22 protein-coding genes and 1 tRNA gene are annotated in these 21,197 nt (G+C 68.4%); 10 read left to right on the top strand and 13 right to left on the bottom strand.

Annotation, left to right across the window (positions count from 1 at the left end; translation table 11 throughout):
* Nucleotides 1-2: 2 nt before the first annotated feature.
* A complete protein-coding gene (gene gspD, locus ASE67_RS07755) occupies nucleotides 3-2,057 on the top strand; it encodes a type II secretion system secretin GspD (protein WP_235511827.1) in 2,055 nt (684 codons plus the stop codon).
* A 12-nt stretch (nucleotides 2,058-2,069) separates the two neighbouring features.
* On the opposite strand, the gene ASE67_RS07750 is transcribed toward gspD, so the two are convergent.
* The 4 genes from ASE67_RS07750 to ASE67_RS07735 form a co-directional block, all read right to left on the bottom strand.
* A complete protein-coding gene (locus ASE67_RS07750) occupies nucleotides 2,070-3,161 on the bottom strand; it encodes an alpha/beta hydrolase family protein (protein ID WP_055758752.1) in 1,092 nt (363 codons plus the stop codon).
* A 60-nt stretch (nucleotides 3,162-3,221) separates the two neighbouring features.
* Complete coding sequence (locus ASE67_RS07745) at nucleotides 3,222-3,848, bottom strand: hypothetical protein (protein WP_055758750.1); 627 nt, start codon at nucleotides 3,846-3,848, stop codon at nucleotides 3,222-3,224.
* Complete coding sequence (locus tag ASE67_RS07740) at nucleotides 3,845-4,120, bottom strand: PadR family transcriptional regulator (RefSeq protein ID WP_055758747.1); 276 nt, start codon at nucleotides 4,118-4,120, stop codon at nucleotides 3,845-3,847. The genes ASE67_RS07745 and ASE67_RS07740 overlap by 4 nt, the downstream gene beginning before the upstream one ends.
* 252 nt (nucleotides 4,121-4,372) lie before the next feature.
* On the bottom strand, nucleotides 4,373-6,889 hold the full coding sequence (locus tag ASE67_RS07735) for a PhoX family protein (protein WP_055758744.1): 2,517 nt from the start codon (nucleotides 6,887-6,889) through the stop codon (nucleotides 4,373-4,375).
* Nucleotides 6,890-7,059: 170 nt separating this feature from the next.
* On the opposite strand from ASE67_RS07735, the gene ASE67_RS07730 reads away from it, so the two are divergent.
* From ASE67_RS07730 to ASE67_RS07720, 3 genes are read left to right on the top strand one after another with little or no spacing between them, the layout of a single operon-like run.
* A complete protein-coding gene (locus ASE67_RS07730) occupies nucleotides 7,060-7,602 on the top strand; it encodes a hypothetical protein (RefSeq protein WP_055758742.1) in 543 nt (180 codons plus the stop codon).
* Complete coding sequence (locus ASE67_RS07725) at nucleotides 7,599-8,048, top strand: hypothetical protein (protein WP_055758738.1); 450 nt, start codon at nucleotides 7,599-7,601, stop codon at nucleotides 8,046-8,048. The genes ASE67_RS07730 and ASE67_RS07725 overlap by 4 nt, the downstream gene beginning before the upstream one ends.
* Nucleotides 8,036-8,455 (top strand): hypothetical protein, encoded by a 420-nt coding sequence (locus ASE67_RS07720; protein WP_055758736.1) that lies wholly within the window; start codon nucleotides 8,036-8,038, stop codon nucleotides 8,453-8,455. Before ASE67_RS07725 ends, ASE67_RS07720 begins: the two co-directional genes overlap by 13 nt.
* On the opposite strand, the gene ASE67_RS07715 is transcribed toward ASE67_RS07720, so the two are convergent.
* The 6 genes from ASE67_RS07715 to lepA all read right to left on the bottom strand — a co-directional run bounded on the left by ASE67_RS07715 (nucleotide 8,446) and on the right by lepA (nucleotide 14,017).
* Nucleotides 8,446-9,147 (bottom strand): hypothetical protein, encoded by a 702-nt coding sequence (locus ASE67_RS07715; RefSeq protein WP_156348542.1) that lies wholly within the window; start codon nucleotides 9,145-9,147, stop codon nucleotides 8,446-8,448. The genes ASE67_RS07720 and ASE67_RS07715 overlap by 10 nt on opposite strands.
* Nucleotides 9,148-9,205: 58 nt before the next feature.
* The gene (locus tag ASE67_RS07710; protein ID WP_055758730.1) at nucleotides 9,206-9,826 is read right to left on the bottom strand and encodes an ATP-binding cassette domain-containing protein; all 621 of its coding nucleotides are present in this window, start codon (nucleotides 9,824-9,826) and stop codon (nucleotides 9,206-9,208) included.
* Nucleotides 9,816-10,505: a molybdate ABC transporter permease subunit gene (modB, locus tag ASE67_RS07705; RefSeq protein WP_055758727.1), complete on the bottom strand. Its 690-nt coding sequence runs from the start codon at nucleotides 10,503-10,505 to the stop codon at nucleotides 9,816-9,818. The genes ASE67_RS07710 and modB overlap by 11 nt, the downstream gene beginning before the upstream one ends.
* Entirely contained in the window at nucleotides 10,505-11,263 is a 759-nt protein-coding gene (gene modA / locus ASE67_RS07700) for a molybdate ABC transporter substrate-binding protein (RefSeq protein WP_055758725.1), read from the bottom strand. Before modA ends, modB begins: the two co-directional genes overlap by 1 nt.
* Before the next feature lie 25 nt (nucleotides 11,264-11,288).
* A complete protein-coding gene (locus tag ASE67_RS07695; protein WP_055758722.1) occupies nucleotides 11,289-11,597 on the bottom strand; it encodes a phasin family protein in 309 nt (102 codons plus the stop codon).
* Between the two features lie 611 nt (nucleotides 11,598-12,208).
* Entirely contained in the window at nucleotides 12,209-14,017 is a 1,809-nt protein-coding gene (gene lepA, locus ASE67_RS07690; protein WP_055759326.1) for a translation elongation factor 4, read from the bottom strand.
* A 163-nt stretch (nucleotides 14,018-14,180) separates the two neighbouring features.
* Here lepA and ASE67_RS07685 point away from each other — a divergent pair.
* The 4 genes from ASE67_RS07685 (at nucleotide 14,181) to ASE67_RS18150 (ending at nucleotide 16,369) form a co-directional block, all read left to right on the top strand.
* Nucleotides 14,181-14,257, top strand: a tRNA-Pro gene (locus ASE67_RS07685).
* 165 nt (nucleotides 14,258-14,422) lie between these two features.
* Nucleotides 14,423-15,469, top strand: coding sequence for an extracellular catalytic domain type 1 short-chain-length polyhydroxyalkanoate depolymerase (locus tag ASE67_RS07680; protein ID WP_055758717.1), 1,047 nt, complete (start codon nucleotides 14,423-14,425; stop codon nucleotides 15,467-15,469).
* A 35-nt stretch (nucleotides 15,470-15,504) separates the two neighbouring features.
* On the top strand, nucleotides 15,505-15,888 hold the full coding sequence (locus ASE67_RS07675; RefSeq protein WP_055758709.1) for a YraN family protein: 384 nt from the start codon (nucleotides 15,505-15,507) through the stop codon (nucleotides 15,886-15,888).
* A gap of 82 nt (nucleotides 15,889-15,970) precedes the next feature.
* Nucleotides 15,971-16,369: a hypothetical protein gene (locus tag ASE67_RS18150; protein WP_156348541.1), complete on the top strand. Its 399-nt coding sequence runs from the start codon at nucleotides 15,971-15,973 to the stop codon at nucleotides 16,367-16,369.
* 169 nt (nucleotides 16,370-16,538) lie between these two features.
* On the opposite strand, the gene ASE67_RS07670 is transcribed toward ASE67_RS18150, so the two are convergent.
* From ASE67_RS07670 to ASE67_RS07660, 3 genes are read right to left on the bottom strand one after another with little or no spacing between them, the layout of a single operon-like run.
* Nucleotides 16,539-17,420, bottom strand: coding sequence for a general secretion pathway protein GspK (locus tag ASE67_RS07670; protein WP_055758706.1), 882 nt, complete (start codon nucleotides 17,418-17,420; stop codon nucleotides 16,539-16,541).
* Nucleotides 17,417-17,950, bottom strand: coding sequence for a type II secretion system protein GspJ (locus ASE67_RS07665; RefSeq protein WP_055758703.1), 534 nt, complete (start codon nucleotides 17,948-17,950; stop codon nucleotides 17,417-17,419). The genes ASE67_RS07670 and ASE67_RS07665 overlap by 4 nt, the downstream gene beginning before the upstream one ends.
* Nucleotides 17,947-18,960 carry an ABC transporter substrate-binding protein gene (locus ASE67_RS07660; protein WP_055758700.1) on the bottom strand — a complete coding sequence of 338 codons (1,014 nt, stop codon included), beginning with the start codon at nucleotides 18,958-18,960 and terminating at the stop codon, nucleotides 17,947-17,949. The genes ASE67_RS07665 and ASE67_RS07660 overlap by 4 nt, the downstream gene beginning before the upstream one ends.
* A gap of 17 nt (nucleotides 18,961-18,977) precedes the next feature.
* Between ASE67_RS07660 and gspN the strand changes: the two genes are divergently transcribed.
* Nucleotides 18,978-19,670, top strand: coding sequence for a type II secretion system protein N (gene gspN, locus ASE67_RS07655; RefSeq protein ID WP_235511826.1), 693 nt, complete (start codon nucleotides 18,978-18,980; stop codon nucleotides 19,668-19,670).
* Between the two features lie 220 nt (nucleotides 19,671-19,890).
* Entirely contained in the window at nucleotides 19,891-21,195 is a 1,305-nt protein-coding gene (locus ASE67_RS07650; protein WP_055758697.1) for an MFS transporter, read from the top strand.
* Nucleotides 21,196-21,197: the final 2 nt, after the last annotated feature.

Genomic DNA, 21,197 nt, shown 5'->3' with positions numbered 1-21,197 from the left:
CCGTGCGCCACCGCTTCGCCTTCGCCTTCGTCGCCCTCGCGCTCGCCGCGACCAGCCTGTCGCCGGCCATGGCACAGACCCAGGCCGCCGACATCGTCGTCAACATGCGCGGCGTGGAGATCGCCGACGTCGCCGATCAGATCAGCCGCATCACCGGCCGCACGCTGATCCTCGACCCGAGCGTGAAGGGGCAGGTGACCGTCACCTCCGCCGAACCGCTGTCGCCCGGCGGGGTGTGGGAACTGTTCCAGTCGGTGCTGCGCGCCAACGGCTTCGCCGCCGTCCGCTCCGGTTCGGCCTGGCGCATCATTCCGCAGGCGAATGCGGTGCGCGACGGCGGCGTGCGCACGCGCGGGGTCGGCGGACAGGAGCTGACGACGCGGATGGTCCGCCTGTCCAACGTCCCCTCGGCCGACGCCGCGCGGATCGTGCGGCCGCTGGTCGCCAGCTTCGGCAGCGTCGAACCGCTGACCCAGCCCAATGCGATCGTCGTCACCGACTATGCCGATAACGTCCGCCGGATCGAGGCGCTGGCCCGCTCCTTGGACGGCGGCGGCGGGTCGACCTTCGCCACGATCACGCTGACGAACGGCAACGCCGCCGATATCGCGACGGCGATGCAGGCGGTGCTGGGCGAAGGCGGTGCGCGCGTCGCCGGCGATCCGCGCAGCAACACCATCCTCGTGCGCGGCACCCCCGCCGGCGTCGCGGAGGCACGCCGCATCGCCCAGTCGCTCGACGCACGCGGCGGCAGCGCCACCATGTCGACCCGCGTCTTCCGCCTGAACTATGCCGATGCCGAAAGCGTGACCGAGGTGCTGCGCGGCATATTGGGCCAGCAGCAGTCGGCGACCAACCCGGTCGCCCGCAGCCTGTCGACCATCAGCCAGCGCAACAATGCCGGCAATGCGCTGTCCGGCCTGATCGCCAATGGCGGTGCCAATGCCGGCGCACTGGCGGGGGCCGCAGGGGGCCTTGGCGGCGCGACCGGCACCGGCGGCAGCATCAGCACCGTGGGACAGAACCAGCAGGCGACACCGGCGCAGGGTTTCACCACCCCCGACATCACCGTCCAGCCCGCGCCCGATATCAACGCCGTCGTCGTGCGCGGCACGCCGACCGCCATCGCCCAGATCGAACGATTGATCCCGGACCTCGACGTCCGCCGCCCGCAGGTGCTGATCGAGGCCGCGATCGCCGAGATCACCGGCGAGGATGCTGAGCGCCTGTCGGTCCAGATCGGCACGGCCGGCGCGGCATTAACCCGCGTCAGCGGCGTCGGCACCTCGTTCAACAACGGCGGTGCATCGCTATCCGGTATCCTCAGCGTGCTGGGCGTGCCTGCCGCCGGACTGCTGTCGGGCGGCGGGATTGCCGGCAATATTGGCATCGGCAACGATTTCTCGATTCTGGTGCAGGCGCTTAGCACCTCGCAAAAGGCGAACCTGCTCTCGACCCCGCAGATCACCGTCCTCGACAACAAGCTCGGCGAGTTCGTCGTTGCACAAGAAGTGCCGTTCGTCACCGGCTCGATCCTGACCGGCAACGGCAACGCCAACCCGTACACCACCATTGAACGCAAGGACGTCGGCATCACCCTGCGCGTCCTGCCGCGCATCAATGCGGGCGACACTATCCGCCTCGAAGTCAGCCAGGAAGCGTCGTCGATCGCCCCGACCCAAGTCAGCGGCGCAGCGGATATCATCACCAACAAGCGTTCGGCCAACACCACCGTGCTCGCCGACAATGGCCAGACGATTATGCTGGGCGGCCTAACCAGCGACGATTACCAGCGATTGCGCAGCCAGGTACCAATTCTAGGCAGCCTGCCGGTCATCGGTGAGCTGTTCAAGAGTCGGCAGGAATCGCGCCAGAAGCGCACGCTATTCGTCTTCCTGAAACCCACCATCCTGCGCGACGGCGCCGACGCGGCGGCCGCCGCGCGCACCCGCTACGACCGGCTGCGGCAGGAGGAAGTGCTGCTGGGCGACAAGCGCAGCCTGCTCCTCAATCCCCCCGCCCCCCGCCTGACGATGGAAATCGACGGGATTTATTGATCGGTTCCACCGTCACCCCGGGCTTGACCCGGGGTGACGAAGGAAAGATCGACTACCCCCGACCCCCAACCGCTCCCCCAGCCACCGATCGATCAGGTCGATCGTATCGGGATCGGAAATCGGCCAGCCGCGATACTCCGCCGTGCCGCGCTCGGTCGTCACCAGCGGCTTGAACCCATGTTCGACCTTCGGCATCCGCACCACCGTCGCATCCGGATTGCTCGCCAGTGCGCCCAGCGCGGAGGGGATGGCCAGCCGGTTGCTCACCACCGTGTCGCCGGCGGCATAGAGCGCCAGCACCGGCATCTTCATCTGCCGCAGCACCGCCCCCGGCCCGACCGTGTAGAGCGAGGACGTCGCCGGATCGCTCAGCGTCTTCACCGCACCCTCCGCCTGCGCAGCCGTCCAGCCCGCCGCGACGAACGCATCGACCACGCCCGCCCGGCCCGCCGCAACCAGCCCCGGCGCACCCCCGCCGGTCAGGTCGTCCAGATAGCGCCGCGTCGCCTCGATCACCGGGGCCAGCGCGTCCGCCTTCATCCCCGACGTCGCCAGCTGCTCGTGCATCGAATCGAGGAACAGCTTGCCGCGTTCCCCCGCCGGGGCGGACAGCATCACTACCGCCGCGATCGGCGGTGCCTTGATCGGCGGCGGGGCGACCGCCAACGCCGGGCCGATCACCCCGCTCTGGCTCATCCCCAGCACCGCGATCCGCGCCGGATCGATCACATCGCCCCGCGTCCGCAGCCATGCCAGCACCGCCGCCGCATCGCGCTGTGCCACGTCGATCGCGTCGAAAAAGGTGCCGGTCGACTTGCCGACACCCCGCTTGTCGAAGCTCAGCGTCGCGATCCCCCGCGCCAGCAACCGCTGCTCCAACAGCGGATAAATGCCGTGCGGCGACTCCCCCGCCCCGCCCAGCAGCAGCACGACCGGCGGTCGCCGCACGCCCGGCGGCAGGCGCAGTTCGCCGGCCAGCATTACACCCGGATCGGACGCGATCCGCACCACCTCCTTGCTCGGCGGCGTCTGGGCAAGGAGCGGCGCGACCGGCGCTCCGATCAACAGGGCAAGCGGCAGCAGGCGTCGTGCGGCGATCATCATCACGCTCTCCGTCGGACAGGTTGGCAATAGGAAAGGGTCGGCCGCGCGGGGCCGGTCAGGTCAGGCGCTGGACCAGACGGACAGGTCGTCGTGCCAGCGCACCGCCAACCACAACAGCGCCAACTCCCCGCCGACGATGCCCAGTTGCGGCAAGGCGCAGGGATCGTAGAGGAACAGGACCCCCGAAAAGGCGACCATCGTCGCCAGCATCGCCGCCCCGAACCGCGCCAAGCGGGCAACACGTTCCCAGTCGCGCTCCAGCAGCGCCCATGCCACCGCGACATGGCCCGCCCCGATCGTGCCGGTCAGCAGCACCAGCAACGGCACCCCGTCCCGATTGCCGGCATGGACCGCCACATGCGGCCAGCCACTGCCCAGCGCACCCGCGCCGACCACCCCGAACGCCAGATAGGGGAAGCCGAGCGCCGCACTGACCAGCAACAGCCCCGCCATCGGCACCAGCACGCCGACCGCCAGCACATGCGTCGCCACCGCAAACCGCCCCTCGGGGGCCGCCAGCATCGCGCGCGCGGCGCTCGACAGGCATCCGGCAGCAAAGCCCAACCCCTCGCCAGCATCGGTCGCTTCGCCATATTCGGCGCGCATCGCCGCTGCCCAGTCGCGCCGCGCCTCCCCCAGCCAGCAGGTCGCCAGCGCCATCAGCAGCCGGGCGAGCAGCGCGTTCACGCCGGCACCGCGCCGGACGGATCGCTATCGGGCACATCGTCTGCGATCGACCGCGCCAGTGCCAGCCCGGCTCCGGTCAGACGATAGGCATGGCGCGGCGGGCGTCCCGGCCGGGTCGGCTCCTGCCACTGCGCCTCGACCAGCCCCTGATCCCCCATCCGCATCAGCAGCGGGTACAGCGTGCCCGACAACAGCCCGGCCTGCTTCATCAGGTCATAGCCATGCCGCCATTCCTGCGGCCGCTCCGACAACAGCCGCAGCAGCGCGATCATCTGTTTCGAAGGGCCTCGTTCGCGCACCATGGCATAAATCAAACATATGTAGATTTAAGAGTCAACGAGAAGCGCTGTCCTACAGGCCATCCCGCTGGCAAGGTGGCTCCACTGCTGGCGCAGTCCGCCCGAACCGACCACCAACGACGTTGTGCAAAACGCGCCACGAGTGTGAACTTCGTGAACTTTGGACGCAAAACGGGCGGCGGTCGTTCGACCACCGCCCGCTCCGCCATCGGCAGGGTGCCGCGCTTACAGCGCGACCACGCCGCCGTCGTTCTTGGTGATTACGATCGTCGCCGACCGGGGCCGGGTGCCCGCCGTGCCCGCGGCGCTGGCCGAAATCACGCTGCTGCCGCTGGTCGGCAGCGCCGGCCAGTTGCTGCTGATCGCGGCGACGTTACCGCCTTCGCCGGGATGCTGGATGTTCACGAACAGCGACCGGCCGTCGGGCGTCGATTCGATGCCGGTGATCTCGCACTGAACCGGCCCGACCAGGAAGCGGCGCAGCGCGGTGCCCGGTGCCTTGCCGATGCGGGTCGTCGCGGTGCTGGTCGCCGACACGCCGGTATTGGTGATGGTGCGGGTGCCGCCATCGCCGACCGAACCCGGCATCGCCGCCAGCATCATGCAGTTGGTGACGTCGGTGTACGCCCCGTCGTCGGTCTGGATCCACAGCACCGGCGTCACCTGCCCGCTGGCATTCGACGGCCGGCCGAACCACAGCCCGTCGGGGCTGGAGAAGTCGTTGGTCGCATCCAGCGCCGACAGGTTGATGTTGGTGGGATCAAGGTCCGACCCCGCGCCGAACGCGTAGACGTCCCATGCAAAGCGCGTCGCCTCGGTCGTGTCGCCGGCTTCGCGCAGGCGGATGATGTGGCCGTTGGCGTTGCCGGTCGAGCGCGAGCTGCTGTTGACCTTCGGATCGATATACGACCGCGGGTTGGCGGCATCGACCTGTGCCGGCGCGCGCGACGAATTGTTGGTCAGCGTGCAGTACATCTCGCCGGTCGCCGGGTTGACCGCGGTCCATTCCGGCCGGTCCATCCGCGTCGCACCCACCGCATCGCCGGCAAGGCGGGCGTGGGTCAGCACATCGGCCTGATCGGCAAAGGCATAGAGGCTGTTGGTCGCGGTCAGCCCGTTCTGCCCGAACACCAGCGCGATCCACTCGCCCGACCCGTCGGCGTTGAACTTCGCGACGTACAGCGTACCCGCATCGAGATACTTGTCGCCGATGGCCAACCGGTTGCTGGCGGTCGCATCCGCCTCGCTCCACGCGGTGTTCGACACGAACTTGTAGATATATTCGTTCTGCGCGTCGTCGCCCATGTAGAAGGCGGGCTTGACCCCGGCGATGGCGCGCCCCGGGCAGCAGCCTTCGTGGTTCATGCGGCCCAGCGCGGTGCGCTTGCGCGGAGTCGAGGTCGGGTCATAGGGATCGATCTCGACGCACCAGCCATATTGGTTCGGCTCGTTGCGGAAATCGCCGGTGCCGCCGACCGGCTTGGTCGGGTCGATCGTCGCGTTGAACTTGCCGATCAGCGTCGTGCCGGTCGTCGCCTCGGCCGCCGTGGTCCAGCCGTAATTGCCGCTGCGCTGCGACAGGCCGTAGCGGGTGAACGCCTGCGTCGACTTGGCCCCTACCAGCGCGGTGCGGGTCGTGTTGTCGCCGGTGTCGCGCCGGAAGTATCCCGCCCAGTTTTCCTCGCAGGTCATGTACGTGCCCCACGGCATATGGCCATTGGCGCAGTTGTTGATCGTGCCGCGCCCGGTCGTGCCGTCGGGCGAATAGGCGGTGAACAGCAGCGGGCTGCCCTTCGCCGGGCCGCTGAACGCGGTCGGGGTATAGGGGGTGATGCGGCGGTTGAGCGACGATCCCTGCACATAGGTCCACGTCCCCGACGTGCGGGTGACCTCGACCACCGACACGCCGTGGCATTCCATTTCCTTGACGACTTCCGACGTCGGCCGCGCGCCGTTCACCACCGTCTGTCCGTTGATGTGCAGATATTGTTCGGAGATATTCTCGTGGTTCATCACCAGCAGGCCGCGCGTCGAATTGTTCGCGTCGGGCGTGTTGGCGCTGGCGGCCAGCCCGAAATAGCTCATGCCGTCATGGTGATCGCCCGCACGCGCCGAATAGCCGGTGTCGGTGCCGTTATTGGCGAACGCCGACGTCGCGGCGTTGATCGGATCGCCCAGGCGATAGAGCACGCTGGCGGTATAGCCCGACGGCACGCTCACGATATCGGCCAGGCTGCGCGCGACGGCGGCGAAGCCCAGCGTCGGGGGCGATACCGTGACGGTGATGTCGCTGTTGCTGCTCGCACCCTTCGCGTCGGTCGCGGTATAGCGGATGACGACATTGGTCGCGGCCGACACGGCGGGCGCGATGAAGGTCGCGGTGCCCGGCGTCGTGCTCGAAATCGCGACGGTCGGTCCCGACACCTGGGTAAAGGTCTGGGTGACGATCGCATTGTCGTCGGTGGCGGTGCCGGTCAGCGTGACGACGCGCCCCGCGCTGGTCGCACCGCTCGACGTGGCGCCGACCACCGGTGCGGTATTGTCGATGCCCTGCACCTTGTCGTCGCACGCCGCCAGCAGCGATCCGCCCAACACCGCGACCGCCGCGGTCGATGCACCACCGCGCAGCGCCTGTCGCCGCGAATAACGCTGGTCGACCAGTTCCTGCAGGCTGGGGCCGGCGCTGGGGTTGGTTTCGATATCGCCATCGTCATAGCCGATGGTCAGGTCGGTGTTCGCCATTGTAATTCCCCGCATATCTGGACACCGGCCACGCCGGCACCCTCCCTGTCCCCTTCGTTGGCGTATCGCTGCGACAGCGCGGTTGCGGATCGATGAAGCCTGCATGGCGAAACGACGACAGTTCGATGACTGGCTTGTGCCCCCGCCGATGCCGGGCGTAGGGAACGGGGATGGCCGCCGACCCCCGCCCCGCCAATGACAGCGCGCCGATCCGGCCCAGCCTGTTCGACCGGGCGGTGGATGCCGCCCGGCGGGAGCGCGCCCCCGCCCCGCCCCCTGCGCCTACTCCGCCCCGCGCACCTCTCGACCGGGCATCGCTGTTGCTGGCCGCCGCGATCCTCGCCACGCCGCTGCTGACGTGGGGCGGCGCCGCCGTGCTGACCGCGCGCGCACAGGAGGAGGGCCGCGCCATCGCCCACCGCGCCGCGCCGCGGATCGCGGAACAGGCGGCGGCACAGCGTGCCCGCGTCCTGCTGCAACAGGCATGGCGCCTGCCGACGCTTGGCACCACGCTCGAAGCAACCGCCCGCGCTCTGCCAAAGGATGCCGCGCTGCTGCGGGTCGAGCGCGACGGCGCGGGCCAGATGTCGATGCAGGTCGTCGCCCCCGATCCCGACCGCGTGGTCGCGGCACTGCCCGGCCTGCGCGCGACGGCGCAGGCACGTACCGATGGCGACGGGCGGATGCGCGTCACGCTGGAGCAGCGACGGTGACCCCGCGCCTGCCGCTGATCGCGTGCGGCGTCGCCGCGCTGCTGGCGATCCCCGCCTGTGATGCACTCGGCGACCTTGCCGCCGCCCGTGCCGCGCGCGATGCCGCCGCGGTCGAGGCCGGCGCAACCGTTCCGCCGCTCGCCACCGCCGACGCCGCCTTTCCGGCCGACAATGCCGCCGATGCCCGCGCCCGCCTGACCGCGCGGGTGCGCGCCGATGCCGCGCGCGGCGGGGTGCTGGTCGAAACCCTCACCCCCGATCCTGCCGCCCCGACACCGCTCACCGTCCTGACGCTGCGCGCGTCGGGCACGGAAAAGGCCGTCGTCGCCTTCGCCGACACGCTGGAGCGCGCACGCCCCGCCATCCGGGCGCAGGCATGGCGGCTGACCGCCGCGCCCGGCGGCGTGCGGCTCGACGCGACGCTGGTGGCACCATGGCGGGGCTGAGCCTGCGCCAGCACGCGCTGCTGGCCGGCGCGGTGCTGGTCGCGCTGGCCGTGCCGCCGTGGCTGCTGCGCGAACCGGCATCGGCAACGGTCACGCCGGTCGCCACGTCCCCGCTCGCCGCGCCGGCCGCGCCGCCACCCTTGCGCGCCGCCTTCGCCCGCACGCTGTTCGCCCCGCCCGCCGCCGATGCGCTCCCCGCCGATGCGCCACAGCTGCTCGGCGTCGTCGGCCGGCTTGGCCGCGACGCGGTGGCGTTGGTGCGCGGCAGCGACGGCACCCGCACCCTGTCGCCCGGCGACAGCATCGATGGCTGGCAACTGCGCAGCCTTGCTATCGACGCCGCCTATTTCACGCGCGGCGGGCAAAGCGCACGGGTGCCGATGCCCGGCAGCGACGATCAGCGATAGGCGATCTTCACCCGCACGTCGTTGCCCATCGCCGGGTCGTTGAGCGGCGCCAGATAGGCATTGCCGCGCTTGGAAATCTCCAGCGCCTGTGCGCCACCCGGGGCCAGCGCGGTGGCACTGTCCAGCGGCTGTTCGGCGCGGTGATACATATGCACCCGCTTGCTCTCGCACCCGCCGATCGCATCGAGCAGCCCCATCAGCGGCATCGCCAGCAACGACGCCTGCGCCTTCGCCATCGACAGCATCACCCGGCATTGCAGTCGCAGGTCGCCCAGCCGTCGGTCGGTCGGCGTCGTGCCCGTCGACAGGACGATCGGCCGCAACGACATGCCTTGCGACTGCGCGGGCGCGGTCAGGAACCACCGTCCCTTCGGCAGCTCGCCGAACGCGATCCGCCCATCGCCGTCGACCGCCACCGGCATAGCCTGTCCGGCATCGTTGCGCAGCGTGATCGGGATCGTCGTCGCAGGAATCCGGCTGCTGCCGCGCCACAGTTCGAACCGCAGCGCGCCGTTCGGGGCCAGTTCGCCGCGATCCCCGGCAAAGCGGCGCTGCCCGGCGCGCAGCACCTTCGCATCCAGCTTCAGCGGCTTGCCCGCGGTGACCACGATGTCGGGACCATCCGGTTCGACCTCCTGCGCCATTGCCGGAGCCACCATCACCATCGCCACGCCCACCATCGCCATCCGCATCGCACACTCCCGGTCGTTACGGGTGCAACATCACCTGCGGATTGCGGCGGAAGGATGGTCACATCGCGACGATCCGCGTCGCCAGCCGTTCCGCCTCCGCCGCGTCGTGCGTCACGTACAGGATCGGCAGGCGCAGCGCGTCGCGCAGCCGCTCGATCGTCACCATCACCTCTTCGCGCCGCGCCCGGTCGAGCGAGGACAGCGGCTCGTCCATCAACAGGAAGCGCGCGCCCGACAACAGCGCCCGCCCGATCGCCACCCGCTTCGCCTCGCCGCCCGACAAGGTGGCCGGCCAGCGGTCGAGCAACCCGCCCAGCCCCAGCAACGCCACCATGTCGTCAAAGCCGATCGGCGGCTCGCCCCGCCCCATGCCATAGCGCAGATTGGCCGCGACCCGGCGATGCGGGAACAGGCGCGGCGCCTGAAACACGTAACCGGCTCGGCGATCCGGCACCGACACGTCGATCCCCGCCGCCGCATCGAACAGTGTGACGCCACCGACCCGGACATGGCCCGCCGCCGGCCGCAGCAATCCGGCGACCATGTTCAGCACGCTCGACTTACCCACGCCCGACGGGCCGAACAGCACCGTCAGCCCATTGTCGCGCCCGTCATCGGGCACCACCGCGCCGACCACCGCCTCGCCCAACCGGACGGTCACGTCGATGTCAAAGGACATGGACCCTCCGCCCGCCGCGCCGCGCCAGCCATTCGGACGCAACCAGCGCGACCAGCGACAGCGCAACCGACATACCCGCCAGCCGTACTACGCTCGCCTCGCCACCCGGCACCTGCAACGCGCTATAGATGGCGAGCGGCAGCGTCGCCGTCTCCCCCGGCACGTTCGACACGAAAGTGATCGTCGCGCCGAACTCGCCCAGCGCCCGCGCGAACCCCAGCACCATGCCCGCCAATACACCGGGCAGGCTGAGCGGCGCGGTCACGCTCCAGAACACCCGCGCCCGGCTGGCGCCCAGCGTCCGCGCGACGCTTTCCAGCCGCCGGTCGACGCCCTCGATCGACAGGCGAATCGCACGGACCATCAGCGGCAATGCCATCACCGCCGCCGCGATCGCCGCCCCGCTCCAGCGGAACAGCACGCTGACGCCGAACCACACCTCCAGCCAGCGGCCGATCGGCCCGGTCGGCGCAAACGCCAGCAGCAACAGCCAGCCGGTGACGACCGGCGGCAGCACCAGCGGCAAGTGGACGATCCCGTCCAGCACCACCCGCCCCGGAAACCGCCCCCGCGCCAATATCCATGCCAGCGCATAGGCAACCGGCAGCGCGGCCAGCATCGCCACGCCCCCGATCTTCAACGACAGCAGGACGATCGCCCATTCGGCGTCATCGGGCATCAGCGTGGGCTGAATCCGTATCGCACAAAGATCGCGCGGCCCGCCGGGCTGACCAGGAACCGGCGGAACCGCTCACCCTCGACATTCCGCGACGCCTTCAGCCGGGCGATGGGATAGGTGATCGGCGGATGGCTCGCGGCGGGAAAGACGCCGACGACCCGGACCTTTGCCGACGCCTTCGCATCGGTCGCATAGACGATGCCGAGCGGCACGGCACCGCGCTCGACCAGCGCCAGCGCGGCGCGGACATTCTCCGCGCGCACCACCGACGGCGCCACCGCGTCCCAGCCGCGCAGCGCGGTCAGCGCCGCCTTGCCATAGCGTCCCGCCGGCACCGCATCGGGATCGGCCATCGCCAGCCGCCCGCCGTTCAGCGCCGGCCGCAGGTCGACACCGGGCCTGAGCGTCACGCGCACCCGGCTGTCGACCGGCGCGACCAGCACCAGCCGGTTGCCGAGCAGGTTGACCCGGCTTCCGTTGGCCAGCAGCCCGCGCTTGTCGAGGTCGTCCATCCATTCGACGTCGGCCGACACGAACAGGTCGGCGGGCGCTCCCGCCGCCGCCTGTCGTGCCAGTGCCGAGCTGGCAGCAAAGGACAGCGTCGGGCGGACATGGCCGCGCTTCGCCCAGGCATCGGCCGCCGCGTTCATCGATTCCTGCAGGCTCGCCGCCGCCAGCACGATCGGCGGCCGCGGCTGCGCGACCACGGGTCCGGCGAGCATCAGCCCCGCCAGCAGCAGCAAAATCCGCCGTATCATGTCGCCCCCCGTGTGTTGCCGGCGATCAGCCGCGTCCGGTCATCTGCCCGACGGCATTGCGACCGAACTGGGCGATCATCTCGCTGACCTCGCGTGCCTGTGCCATCGACCGGGCACCCTGGTCGCGCAGATAGTCCGACTGGATGCGCATGACTTCAGCGACATCGTTCGCCTGCGCCGCCGCACGCATGGCGCGAAACGCCTCCTGCGTATTCGCCTCCGCCTGCGACAGGATGGCCAGGCCGAGCTGCGATCCCTGCTCGGTCATCGCGCTGCCGGCGGCACGCATCCGCTCGCTGGCGGCGGCAGCGGGATTCGAATCGGTGTCGGCCATCGGTTGCTCCTGTCGCGGATAAAATGATACGTAGCGCAGGACGCTCGTGGCCTAAGAAGGTTCCGGCCGGCAGCTCCAAAATTCGGCGCCCGACTCGCTGATGCGCGCCCCACGCCGCCGATCACCCCTGATTCTGACAGTTTCCTGACTGAATCCAAAAAATATTTTCGGCTCGCCGTGGATGGCAAACGCTACATCGCAGCTGCGAACAGGCCGCGGGGCAAATGTCTCATTTTGGAACATCCCCCTCCACATGGCCCGTTTTGCACCGCAGCAATTTTCGCGCCGCCACGATCAGGCACGACCCGATCACACTGAAATTCGCCGAATTTTTGCATTTCGGAAATTTGCAATCGTCGTTTTTTTGGGACAGTTTGTCGCAAGAGAAAAGCAGGAGGGTTGAGAGGATGCACAGCAAGTATTCGGGACGTACGACGATCGCGACCCTCGCTGGTCTGGCCGCGCTGGGATGGGCCGGTGTCGCGCTGACCGTTCAGATGGTGATGAACGTCCTCTGACGATCTGATCCTGCCAAGCTAAAAAGGGCCGGCGCTGCCACAGCGCCGGCCCTTTTTGCATCCAGAAACGGCGCAGCCCGCGGGCCGCGCGCCTTAGTTGTCGTCGCCCATGCGCAGCGCGGCGATGAACGCTTCCTGCGGGATGCTGACCGACCCGTATTCGCGCATCTTCGCCTTGCCCTTCTTCTGCTTGTCCAGCAGCTTGCGCTTGCGACTGGCGTCACCGCCATAGCACTTCGCGGTCACGTCCTTGCGCATCGCGCTGATCGTCTCGCGCGCGATCACCTTGCCGCCGATCGCCGCCTGGATCGGAATCTTGAACAGATGGCGCGGGATCAGTTCCTTCAACCGCTCGACCATACCGCGCCCGCGCGTCTCGGCGGTGCCGCGGTGGACGATTATCGACAGCGCGTCGACCGGCTCCTCGTTGACGAGGATACTCATTTTCACGAGGTCGCCCTCGCGATACCCGATCTGTTCGTAGTCGAAGCTGGCATAGCCCTTCGACAGCGACTTCAGCCGGTCATAGAAATCAAACACCACTTCGTTGAGCGGCAATTCGTACACCGCCTGCGCGCGCCCGCCGACATAGGTCAGGTTCATCTGGATGCCGCGCCGGTCCTGGCACAGCTTCAGGATGCCGCCCAGATATTCGTCGGGGACATAGATCGTTGCCTGAATCCACGGCTCGCTGATCGTCTTGATCTTGTTGACGTCGGGCATGTCGGCCGGGTTGTGCAGGTCGATCTGCGTGATGCCGGCCGGATCGGGATGGGTCAGCTCGATCTGGTACACCACCGACGGCGCGGTGGTGATGAGGTCGAGGTCATATTCGCGGGTCAGCCGCTCCTGGATGATCTCCAGATGCAGCAGCCCGAGGAACCCGCAGCGGAAGCCGAAGCCCAGCGCCGCCGAGCTTTCCATCTCGAACGTGAAGCTGGCGTCGTTCAGCCGCAGCTTGCTGATCGATTCGCGCAGCTTTTCGAAATCGGCGGCATCGACCGGGAACAGGCCGCAGAACACCACCGACTGCACTTCCTTGAACCCGGGCAGCGGTTCGGCGGTCGGGCGCTTGGCGTCGGTGATCGTGTCGCCGACCATCGTCTGCGCCACTTCCTTGATCTGCGCGGTGATGAAGCCGATTTCGCCGGGACCCAGGTCGGGCAGCTGCTCGATCTTCGGGCGGAACGCGCCGACCCGGTCGACCAGGTGCGTGGTGTCGGCATTCATGAACTTGATCTGCTGGCCTTTGCGGATCGATCCGTCGATCACGCGGATCAGGATGACGACGCCCAGATACGGGTCGTACCAGCTGTCGACCAGCATCGCCTTCAGCGGCGCGCCCGCATCGCCCTTGGGCGCCGGGATATGCTCGACGATCGCGTCGAGAATCTCGTCGATCCCGATCCCCGCCTTCGCCGACGCAAGCACGGCATGCGCGGTGTCGAGGCCGATCAGGTCCTCGATCTCGGTCTTCACCCGTTCCGGTTCGGCGGCGGGCAGGTCGATCTTGTTGATGACCGGGATGATCTCATGGTCATGCTCGATCGACTGATAGACGTTGGCCAGCGTCTGCGCCTCGACCCCCTGCGCCGCGTCGACCACCAGCAGCGCGCCCTCGCACGCGGCCAAGCTGCGCGACACTTCATAGGCGAAGTCGACATGGCCCGGCGTGTCCATCAGGTTCAGGACATGGCCCTTCCATTCCAGGCGCACGGTCTGCGCCTTGATGGTGATGCCGCGTTCCTTTTCAATGTCCATGTTGTCGAGCACCTGCGCCGACATCTCGCGCTCGGCGAGGCCGCCGGTACGCTGGATCAGCCGGTCGGCCAGCGTCGACTTGCCATGGTCGATATGGGCGATGATCGAGAAATTACGCAGTTTGTCGAGCGGAGTGGCCACGGTCACACATTCGGAAAGAGTAGGATGCAAGCGCCCCTAGCAGCTTCCCCGCCAAAGCCAAACAGGCGGGCATACGAATCCCGCTTGCGGACCCCGAAACCGCCCGCTATAGGCGCGCCTCCAAGCAACGGCATGGCCCCAAACGGCCCGGTCGATACTCCGTCGGGGAGTAGCTCAGCCTGGTAGAGCACTGCCTTCGGGAGGCAGGGGCCGGAGGTTCGAATCCTCTCTCCCCGACCATTGGATGTTTGCCGCAAACGGCATCCCCATTGATTTCAGCGGTTTGACGGCGGCGGGTGCTACCCGGCGTCGCCACTTTCCGTGTCCGGGCCATTGTGCATTGCAGCATAGCCGCCATATCCTTCCCATGGTATCCACCGATACCGCGCGGAAGGAACCGGAATCATGGTGTCGCTCTCCACTACCATTGCGAACCTGTCGCGGATGCAGGGCGTCGGCCCGGCGCAGGTGCCCGACCGGCTGCACGACCTGACCGGCTTTACGCCCGATCCCGGCAATCTGCGCGCGCGGGTCCATATTCCCGCCGACCTGCGGCCCGGTGCCGCGCTGGTCGTGGCGCTGCACGGCTGTACGCAGGACGCGGCGGTCTATGATCACGGCACCGGCTGGTCGACGCTGGCCGACCGTGAGGGGTTCGCCGTGCTGTTCCCCGAACAGCGCCGCGCGAACAACGCCAATCTGTGCTTCAACTGGTTCGAGGCCGCCGATATCGGCCGCCACGGCGGGGAAGCCGAATCGATCGCGGCGATGATCGATCAGGTGGTGGCGGCCCACGCGATCGATCCGGCACGGGTGTTCATCACCGGCCTGTCGGCGGGCGGCGCGATGACCGCGGTGATGCTGGCGACCTGGCCCGAACGCTTTGCCGCCGGGGCGATCATCGGCGGCCTGCCCTATGGCACCGCGATCGGCGTCCGCGCCGCGCTGGAGCGGATGCACGGGACTGCCGCCACCGACACGCTCGCCATCGCCCCCGCCTCGGCCATCCCGCGCGTCGCCATCTGGCACGGCACCGCCGATGCGACCGTCGTCCTTGCCAACAGCGACGCGCTGGTTCGCCAGTGGCGCGCCGTCCACGCCCTGCCCGCCGAACCACAACAGGCCGGCAAGGGCCCGAACTGGTCGCACCGCGCATGGTGCAATGCACAGGGTCATGCGCTGGTCGAGGAATGGCGCATCGCCGGCATGGGCCACGGCGTACCGGTCGATCCGTCGAGCGGCATCGGCGCGGCGGGGCCGTTCATGCTCGATGTCGGCCTGTCGAGCACGCTGGAGATCGCGCGCGGCTGGGGCTTGGTCGCGCCCGCGCTCGACGCCGAAGTACCGCCGCCCGCCCGTCCCGCACCCGTTTCCCCGGCTCCGACAGCGGCACCGACCGGGGTGCAGGCGACGATCGAACATGCCCTGCGCACCGCCGGCCTGATGCGCTGACTTGCCCGGCGGGCGGCCGGACGGCACACAGGGTCATGCTCGCCCGCCCACCCCGCCCCCGCTCGCGCGCCTCGCGCATCGCCGCCGACGATGCCGGCCGCCGGGGCGAACGCATCGCCGGCTGGTGGCTGCGGCTGAAGGGTTGGCGCATCCTCGCGCGCCGCGTCCGGACGAAAGCGGGCGAGGTCGACCTGATCGCCCGTCGCGGGAACATCGTCGCCTTCGTCGAGGTAAAGACCCGCGCCACCGCCGCCGACCTCGACCACGCCATCGACGAACGCCGGTTGGCGCGGGTGGCAGCAGCGGCGGAGTTGCTCGCCCCAACCTATGCCGAGGGCTGCGACATGCGGATCGACGTCATCCTCCTCGCGCCGCGCACGGCTCCGCGTCATATCGAGAATGCGTGGATCGGGTATTAATTGCAGCTGCGAAAATCCGGCACCATTGCCCACATCCTCAATAGCCCCGTATGAAACATATCAACCTTCCGGGAACGAACTTGTGGCTGATATAATCGAGCTATCCCAACGAGTAATTGCCCGCGACGCCAAAAATAGTCCAAAGGTTGCCGCGTTATTTATCATTGCCTCTGGATGTTGGTTCGTTCTGGATCTGGCGGGTATCAAAGATCTGACTATCCCATGGCTTGCAGCTCCCCTGCTGCCGATAGCCGCTATCTATCTTATGGAACGATCCGGAACAATTCACTGGTTCAAGGGCATGACGCTCCCAAGCCTGTGCGTACTGGCAAGCGTGGTTGCTTTTGTTTGGGTCTTGAAGAGCAAATATCCCCTTCCAACGGTGTCGATATACGTCGCCTTAGGAAGTTTCATCGCAGCATTCAGCTTTCTCATGTTTCGGATGTGGACATATCAACCCATTGATCGGGACGTTCACTGAAAGTCGAGCCAACCAAACGAATGGACGCAGGTCCGCTTTCCTACCGCCGCCAAGCCTGCGACCATCCTCGCTGGTCGCCCGTCGCCCCGCTCTTTGACACCGCCGCACCACCCCAACGCAACACGCGCAAAAAACGCGGCAAGTGTGAACTTAGTGAACTTTGGCCGATTCAGCCTGTAAAATCAGGCACTTCTGGCGGAATAGCCGCATTGCGCCACCGCTCCACCGGCACCGCCACCGGCACGCTCTGCGCCCCCTCTTTCCGCTCCACCCGCTGGATCAGCGTCGCGCCCTGCTGCGCCGTGCCGCCGATGGTCGCGCGGGTGCGGACCCAGAAATGGTCGGACTTGAACCGCGTGCCGCCGGGCATCGTCACATCCTCGCGCGACAGGTCGTCCTTCGACAGATAGCCCTGTCGGTTGCGGATCGCGATCAGCCGCTGGGCCTTGTCCGGTTCGAACAGCACCGCCATCAATTCGGGCGTCGCCGCGTTCAGATTGATCGCGGTATCGCCCGGCAACGCGGTCACCATCCGCGCCAGCAGCTGCGCCTGCTCGGGCGGCAGGAACACCGCCAGCGGCCGCAAATCCTGCACCGGCCCGCGCTCACGGATCAGCGCGATGGCGGCGACCGCCTTCTCCTCCTCGATCCCCGCCGCCTTGGCGATGCGCAGGAACAGCAATTGCGGGATCGGGTCCAGATCGCGCCGCACCGAATTGACGTTGAAGCGCCCCTCGGCATCGGCAATCGCCAGGTCGAAGCGGCCGCCGTCGATCGCAATGCCGTTCTCGCTGATCGCGCCCCAGGGTTCGCCCGGATAGTCCGCCTCCGGCGCCACCCGCGCATCGCGTTGCAGCGCCGACAGCGCCGACAGCTCGCCCCCGCGCACGATCGCCAGTGCCCGCGACGCCTCCCGCGACCGGATCGACCGGTCGAGCGCCACTTCCTCACGGTTGATCATCAGCAGGACCAGCCCGCTGGCAATCGCCACGAACATCAACACGTTGACCAGGATCATACCCTGCTCGCGCTCCGGCACCCGCCTGCTCATGTCGTCTTCGCCGCGATCGGCAGCGTCACGACCCGCCGCAGGTTCCCCCCGCCCGGCCCGCCGACCTGCAACTCCACCACCACCGCGCGTGGCCAGTCGAGCGAGCGGTCAGGTGCCGGCGGCCAGCTGTCGCGCCAGCCGCCGTCGAAATAGCGCCAGCGCGCCGCCGCGACCTGATCCAGCACCAGTTGCGCGCGGCCATCGACCACCCGCTGCAACTGTCCCTCGGCGACGCGGTATCCGACGCCGATTGGCGGCCCGCCCAGCCCCGGTGCGCTGCGCCGGAACCGGACGCCCGCCGCGTCGCCCCCCATCGGCCCCGGCGCGATCTGGTCGAGGTCGGACGAGATCACCACCATCGCACGCTGCAGGTCGGCCACCCGGTCCAGCCGCGCCTCGGTGCGCCCGTCCACCCCGATCACGCTGTCGACCAGCGCCAGCCCGGCCACCGCGATCAGCGCGAACAGGCCGAGCGAGATCATCAGTTCGAGCAGGGTGAAGCCACCCTCCCCGGCGCGCGCGCGCGTCATGCCCCGCGGCTCTCCGCCACCTTCTCATACACGCCGTTGGTCGGCACCAGGATCGCGAAGTCACGCGCGCAGCTGCCGTCCGACCGAAAGCGCACCGGCCCGGTCACGCCGTCGAACCCGGCCTCGCGCAACACGCCTTCGCGCGTCATCTGGTCGCTGTCGCGCAGCGCCTTGGCGATCAGCGCGGCATCGTTGCCCAGCGCCGCGATGGCACCGGGCCGCCCGCCATTGCGCGCGGCATAGGCGGTGGCGAAGCTCGCGAACTTCGCCGGATCGGGGCTGGCGATCCACGCCCCCTCCAGCGCGGTCAGCGCGTCTGGGCGATAGTCGAGCGTCTGCATCGTCGCCAGCAACTGCATCCCCCGGTTCCTGAGCACCGGCGCGATCGCCACTGCCGTTCCGGGCACGAACGCCGCATCGCCCTCGACGCCCGGCGGGATCGTCGCCCCGGTCACCGGCACGATGGTCAGCCCCAGATCGGCCTCGCTCGCCCGCGCCGCCGCGACCGATGCCTGCGACCACGGCGTCCCGTCATCGACCGCCACGATCCGACGCACGCCGCGCGACCGGGCGTAGCTCAGGATCGCCGCCGTCGCCTGTGCGGGCGTAATCCCGAACACGAACGCCGATCCGCCCCGCGCCGCTGCATCGTTGGTCAGCGCCACGACCGGCACGCTGACCGCCGCCGCCACCGCGCGCGTCTCCGCCGCCGACAACGGCCCCAGCAGCATCGCCACCCCGCGCTTCACCGCCGCCCGCGCCGCATTCGCCGCGCCTGCTGCCGTGCCGCCGGTATCGATCACCGTGATCGCGCCCGCATCGGTTTGCGCAAGCATCGCCGCATTGCGTATGCTAAGCCCCAGCGCCGCGCGGTCTCCGGTCAGCGGAACCAGCAACGCGGCGGAGCGCTTGGCCCGTTTCGCAGCCATCAGGGGGGACGCGACCGATGCCACCGACGACAGCAGCACCGCATCGCGCAGCAGGTGAAGCGTCGAGCGCCGCGATCGCATTATCGAGTCCTTCGAGGTTGCTGGCACGTCGGCGTAGTATCCGCTTCGCCGCCCTCGGCATAGCCTCGTTCGCGGTGGCGATCGTCGCGACGCTGCCGGCCAGCCTGATCGCGGGCAACACCGACTGGCGCAGCGGTGTCGGCGGCACGGTGTGGGATGGCGAGGTCGGCATTGCCGGCGGCAGCCGTCTCGAATGGCATTTCGCGCCCTTGCGCAGCCTGACCAGCCTGGGGCTGGCGGTCGACTGGACCGCAACCGGGGCCGATACCGATCTGGGGGGGCAGGCGCTACTGCGTCCCGGCGGCGTACGGCTCGACCGGGTGAGCGGATCGGCCGACGCCTCGCTGCTGGCCGCGCTGCAACCCAATCTGCCCTTTGCCTGCGATTCGACGTGGCAGGTCGACCTGCCCGTCCTGTCGACCATCGCCGGATCGGCCATGGCCGATGGCCGCATCGCGATCGATCCGGGCAGCTGCGTGACGAAGCCCGGCAATGTCGCCACCCCGACCCCCGCCATGCTGCTGACCGCCGAGCATATCGGCACCCAGACCCGTGTCCGCCTCGTCCCTGCCGACCAGCGGCGCAAGACGCTGATGGATGCGACGATCAACGAGGACGGATCGCTGCGCTTCGCGCTGACCGGCGACGGCGCTGCGACGCTGCCCTTCACCGGCCTGCCCGCCGGCGCGAGCGTGCAGGGCAGCTTCTGAGGGTCCATTTGGAAATTGGCGAGAGCGCCAATTTCAGGCGGTACCGGCCCGCTCCCCCTCCCGGCCACCCACACGGTATTCTGATGGGTGGCCGGGAGGGGGAGCGGGCCGGCACCGCAGAAATGCGCCTTCAGCGCATTTTCAAACAGCTTCTAACAAGGTACCGCTACCAGTCGTCACGGGGGTTGGCGCGACCGGCGCTACGCGATAGCCCCTTGCCATGAACAGCCATCCAGCCTCCGCTGCGGTCCCCGACCGCGCCGCCCGCCTGAAGGCGATCATCGGTGGGTCCACCGGCAATCTGGTCGAATGGTTCGACTGGTATGTCTATGCGGCCTTCTCGCTCTATTTCGCGCCGCATTTCTTTCCCAGCACCGACCGGACGGCACAGCTGCTCGGTACCGCAGCGGTGTTCGCGGTCGGGTTCATCATGCGACCGATCGGTGCGTGGATCATGGGCATCTATGCCGACCGCCACGGGCGCAAGGCCGGGTTGTCGATCTCGGTCACGCTGATGTGCGCCGGATCGCTGATGATCGCGCTGACGCCGGGATTCGAAACGATCGGCATTGCCGCGCCGATCCTGCTGACGGTCGCGCGGCTGATGCAGGGGCTGTCGGTCGGCGGCGAATATGGCGCCAGCGCGACCTATCTGTCCGAAATGGCGGGCAAGGACCGGCGCGGCTTCTTCTCGTCCTTCCAATATGTCACGCTGATCTCGGGGCAGCTGCTCGCGATCCTCGTCCTGCTCGTGCTGCAATCGACGATGAGCGAGGGGCAGCTCGACGCATGGGGCTGGCGCATTCCGTTCGCCATCGGCGCGGTGCTGGCGGTGGTCGTGTTCTGGATCCGGCGCGGCCTGGCCGAAAGCCACAGCTTCACCAATGCCAAGGCGGCGGGTGCGCCAAAATCAGGCTTCCTCCAACTCGTGACCCAGCACCCGAAGGAGACCGCCGTCGTCATGCTGCTGACGGCGGGCGGCACGCTCGCCTTCTACGCCTATTCGATCTACATGCAGAAATTCCTGGTCAACACCTCCGGGTTCAGCCGGGAAGTCGCCAGCCAGATCAACGGCGTCACGCTGTTCGTCTTCATGCTGCTGCAACCCGTCGCCGGCGCGCTCAGCGACCGGATCGGGCGCAAGCCGCTGATGATCGCCTTCGGCCTGGCGGGTGTGCTGTTCACCTATCCGATCTTTTCCACGCTGGAGACGACGCGCGATCCGGTTACCGCCGGGCTGCTGGTGATGGGCGCGCTGGTAATCGTCACCGGCTATACCTCGATCAACGCGGTGGTGAAGGCCGAGCTGTTCCCGGCGCATATCCGCGCGCTGGGCGTGGCGCTGCCCTATGCGCTAGCCAACACCCTGTTCGGCGGCACGGCGGAGGTCGTCGCGCTGAAGTTCAAGGACGCCGGCTTCGAGCGCGGCTTCTACTGGTATGTGACCGCGATGATCGCCGTGTCGCTGGTCGTATACCTGCGGATGCGCGATACGCGAACGCACAGCCAGATCATGGAGGATTGAGG

The organism is Sphingomonas sp. Leaf23, from assembly GCF_001421585.1.
Classification (GTDB): Bacteria; Pseudomonadota; Alphaproteobacteria; order Sphingomonadales; family Sphingomonadaceae; genus Sphingomonas.
The sequence above is the reverse complement of the archived record's forward strand: the minus strand, read 5'-3'. Positions and strand labels throughout refer to the sequence as shown.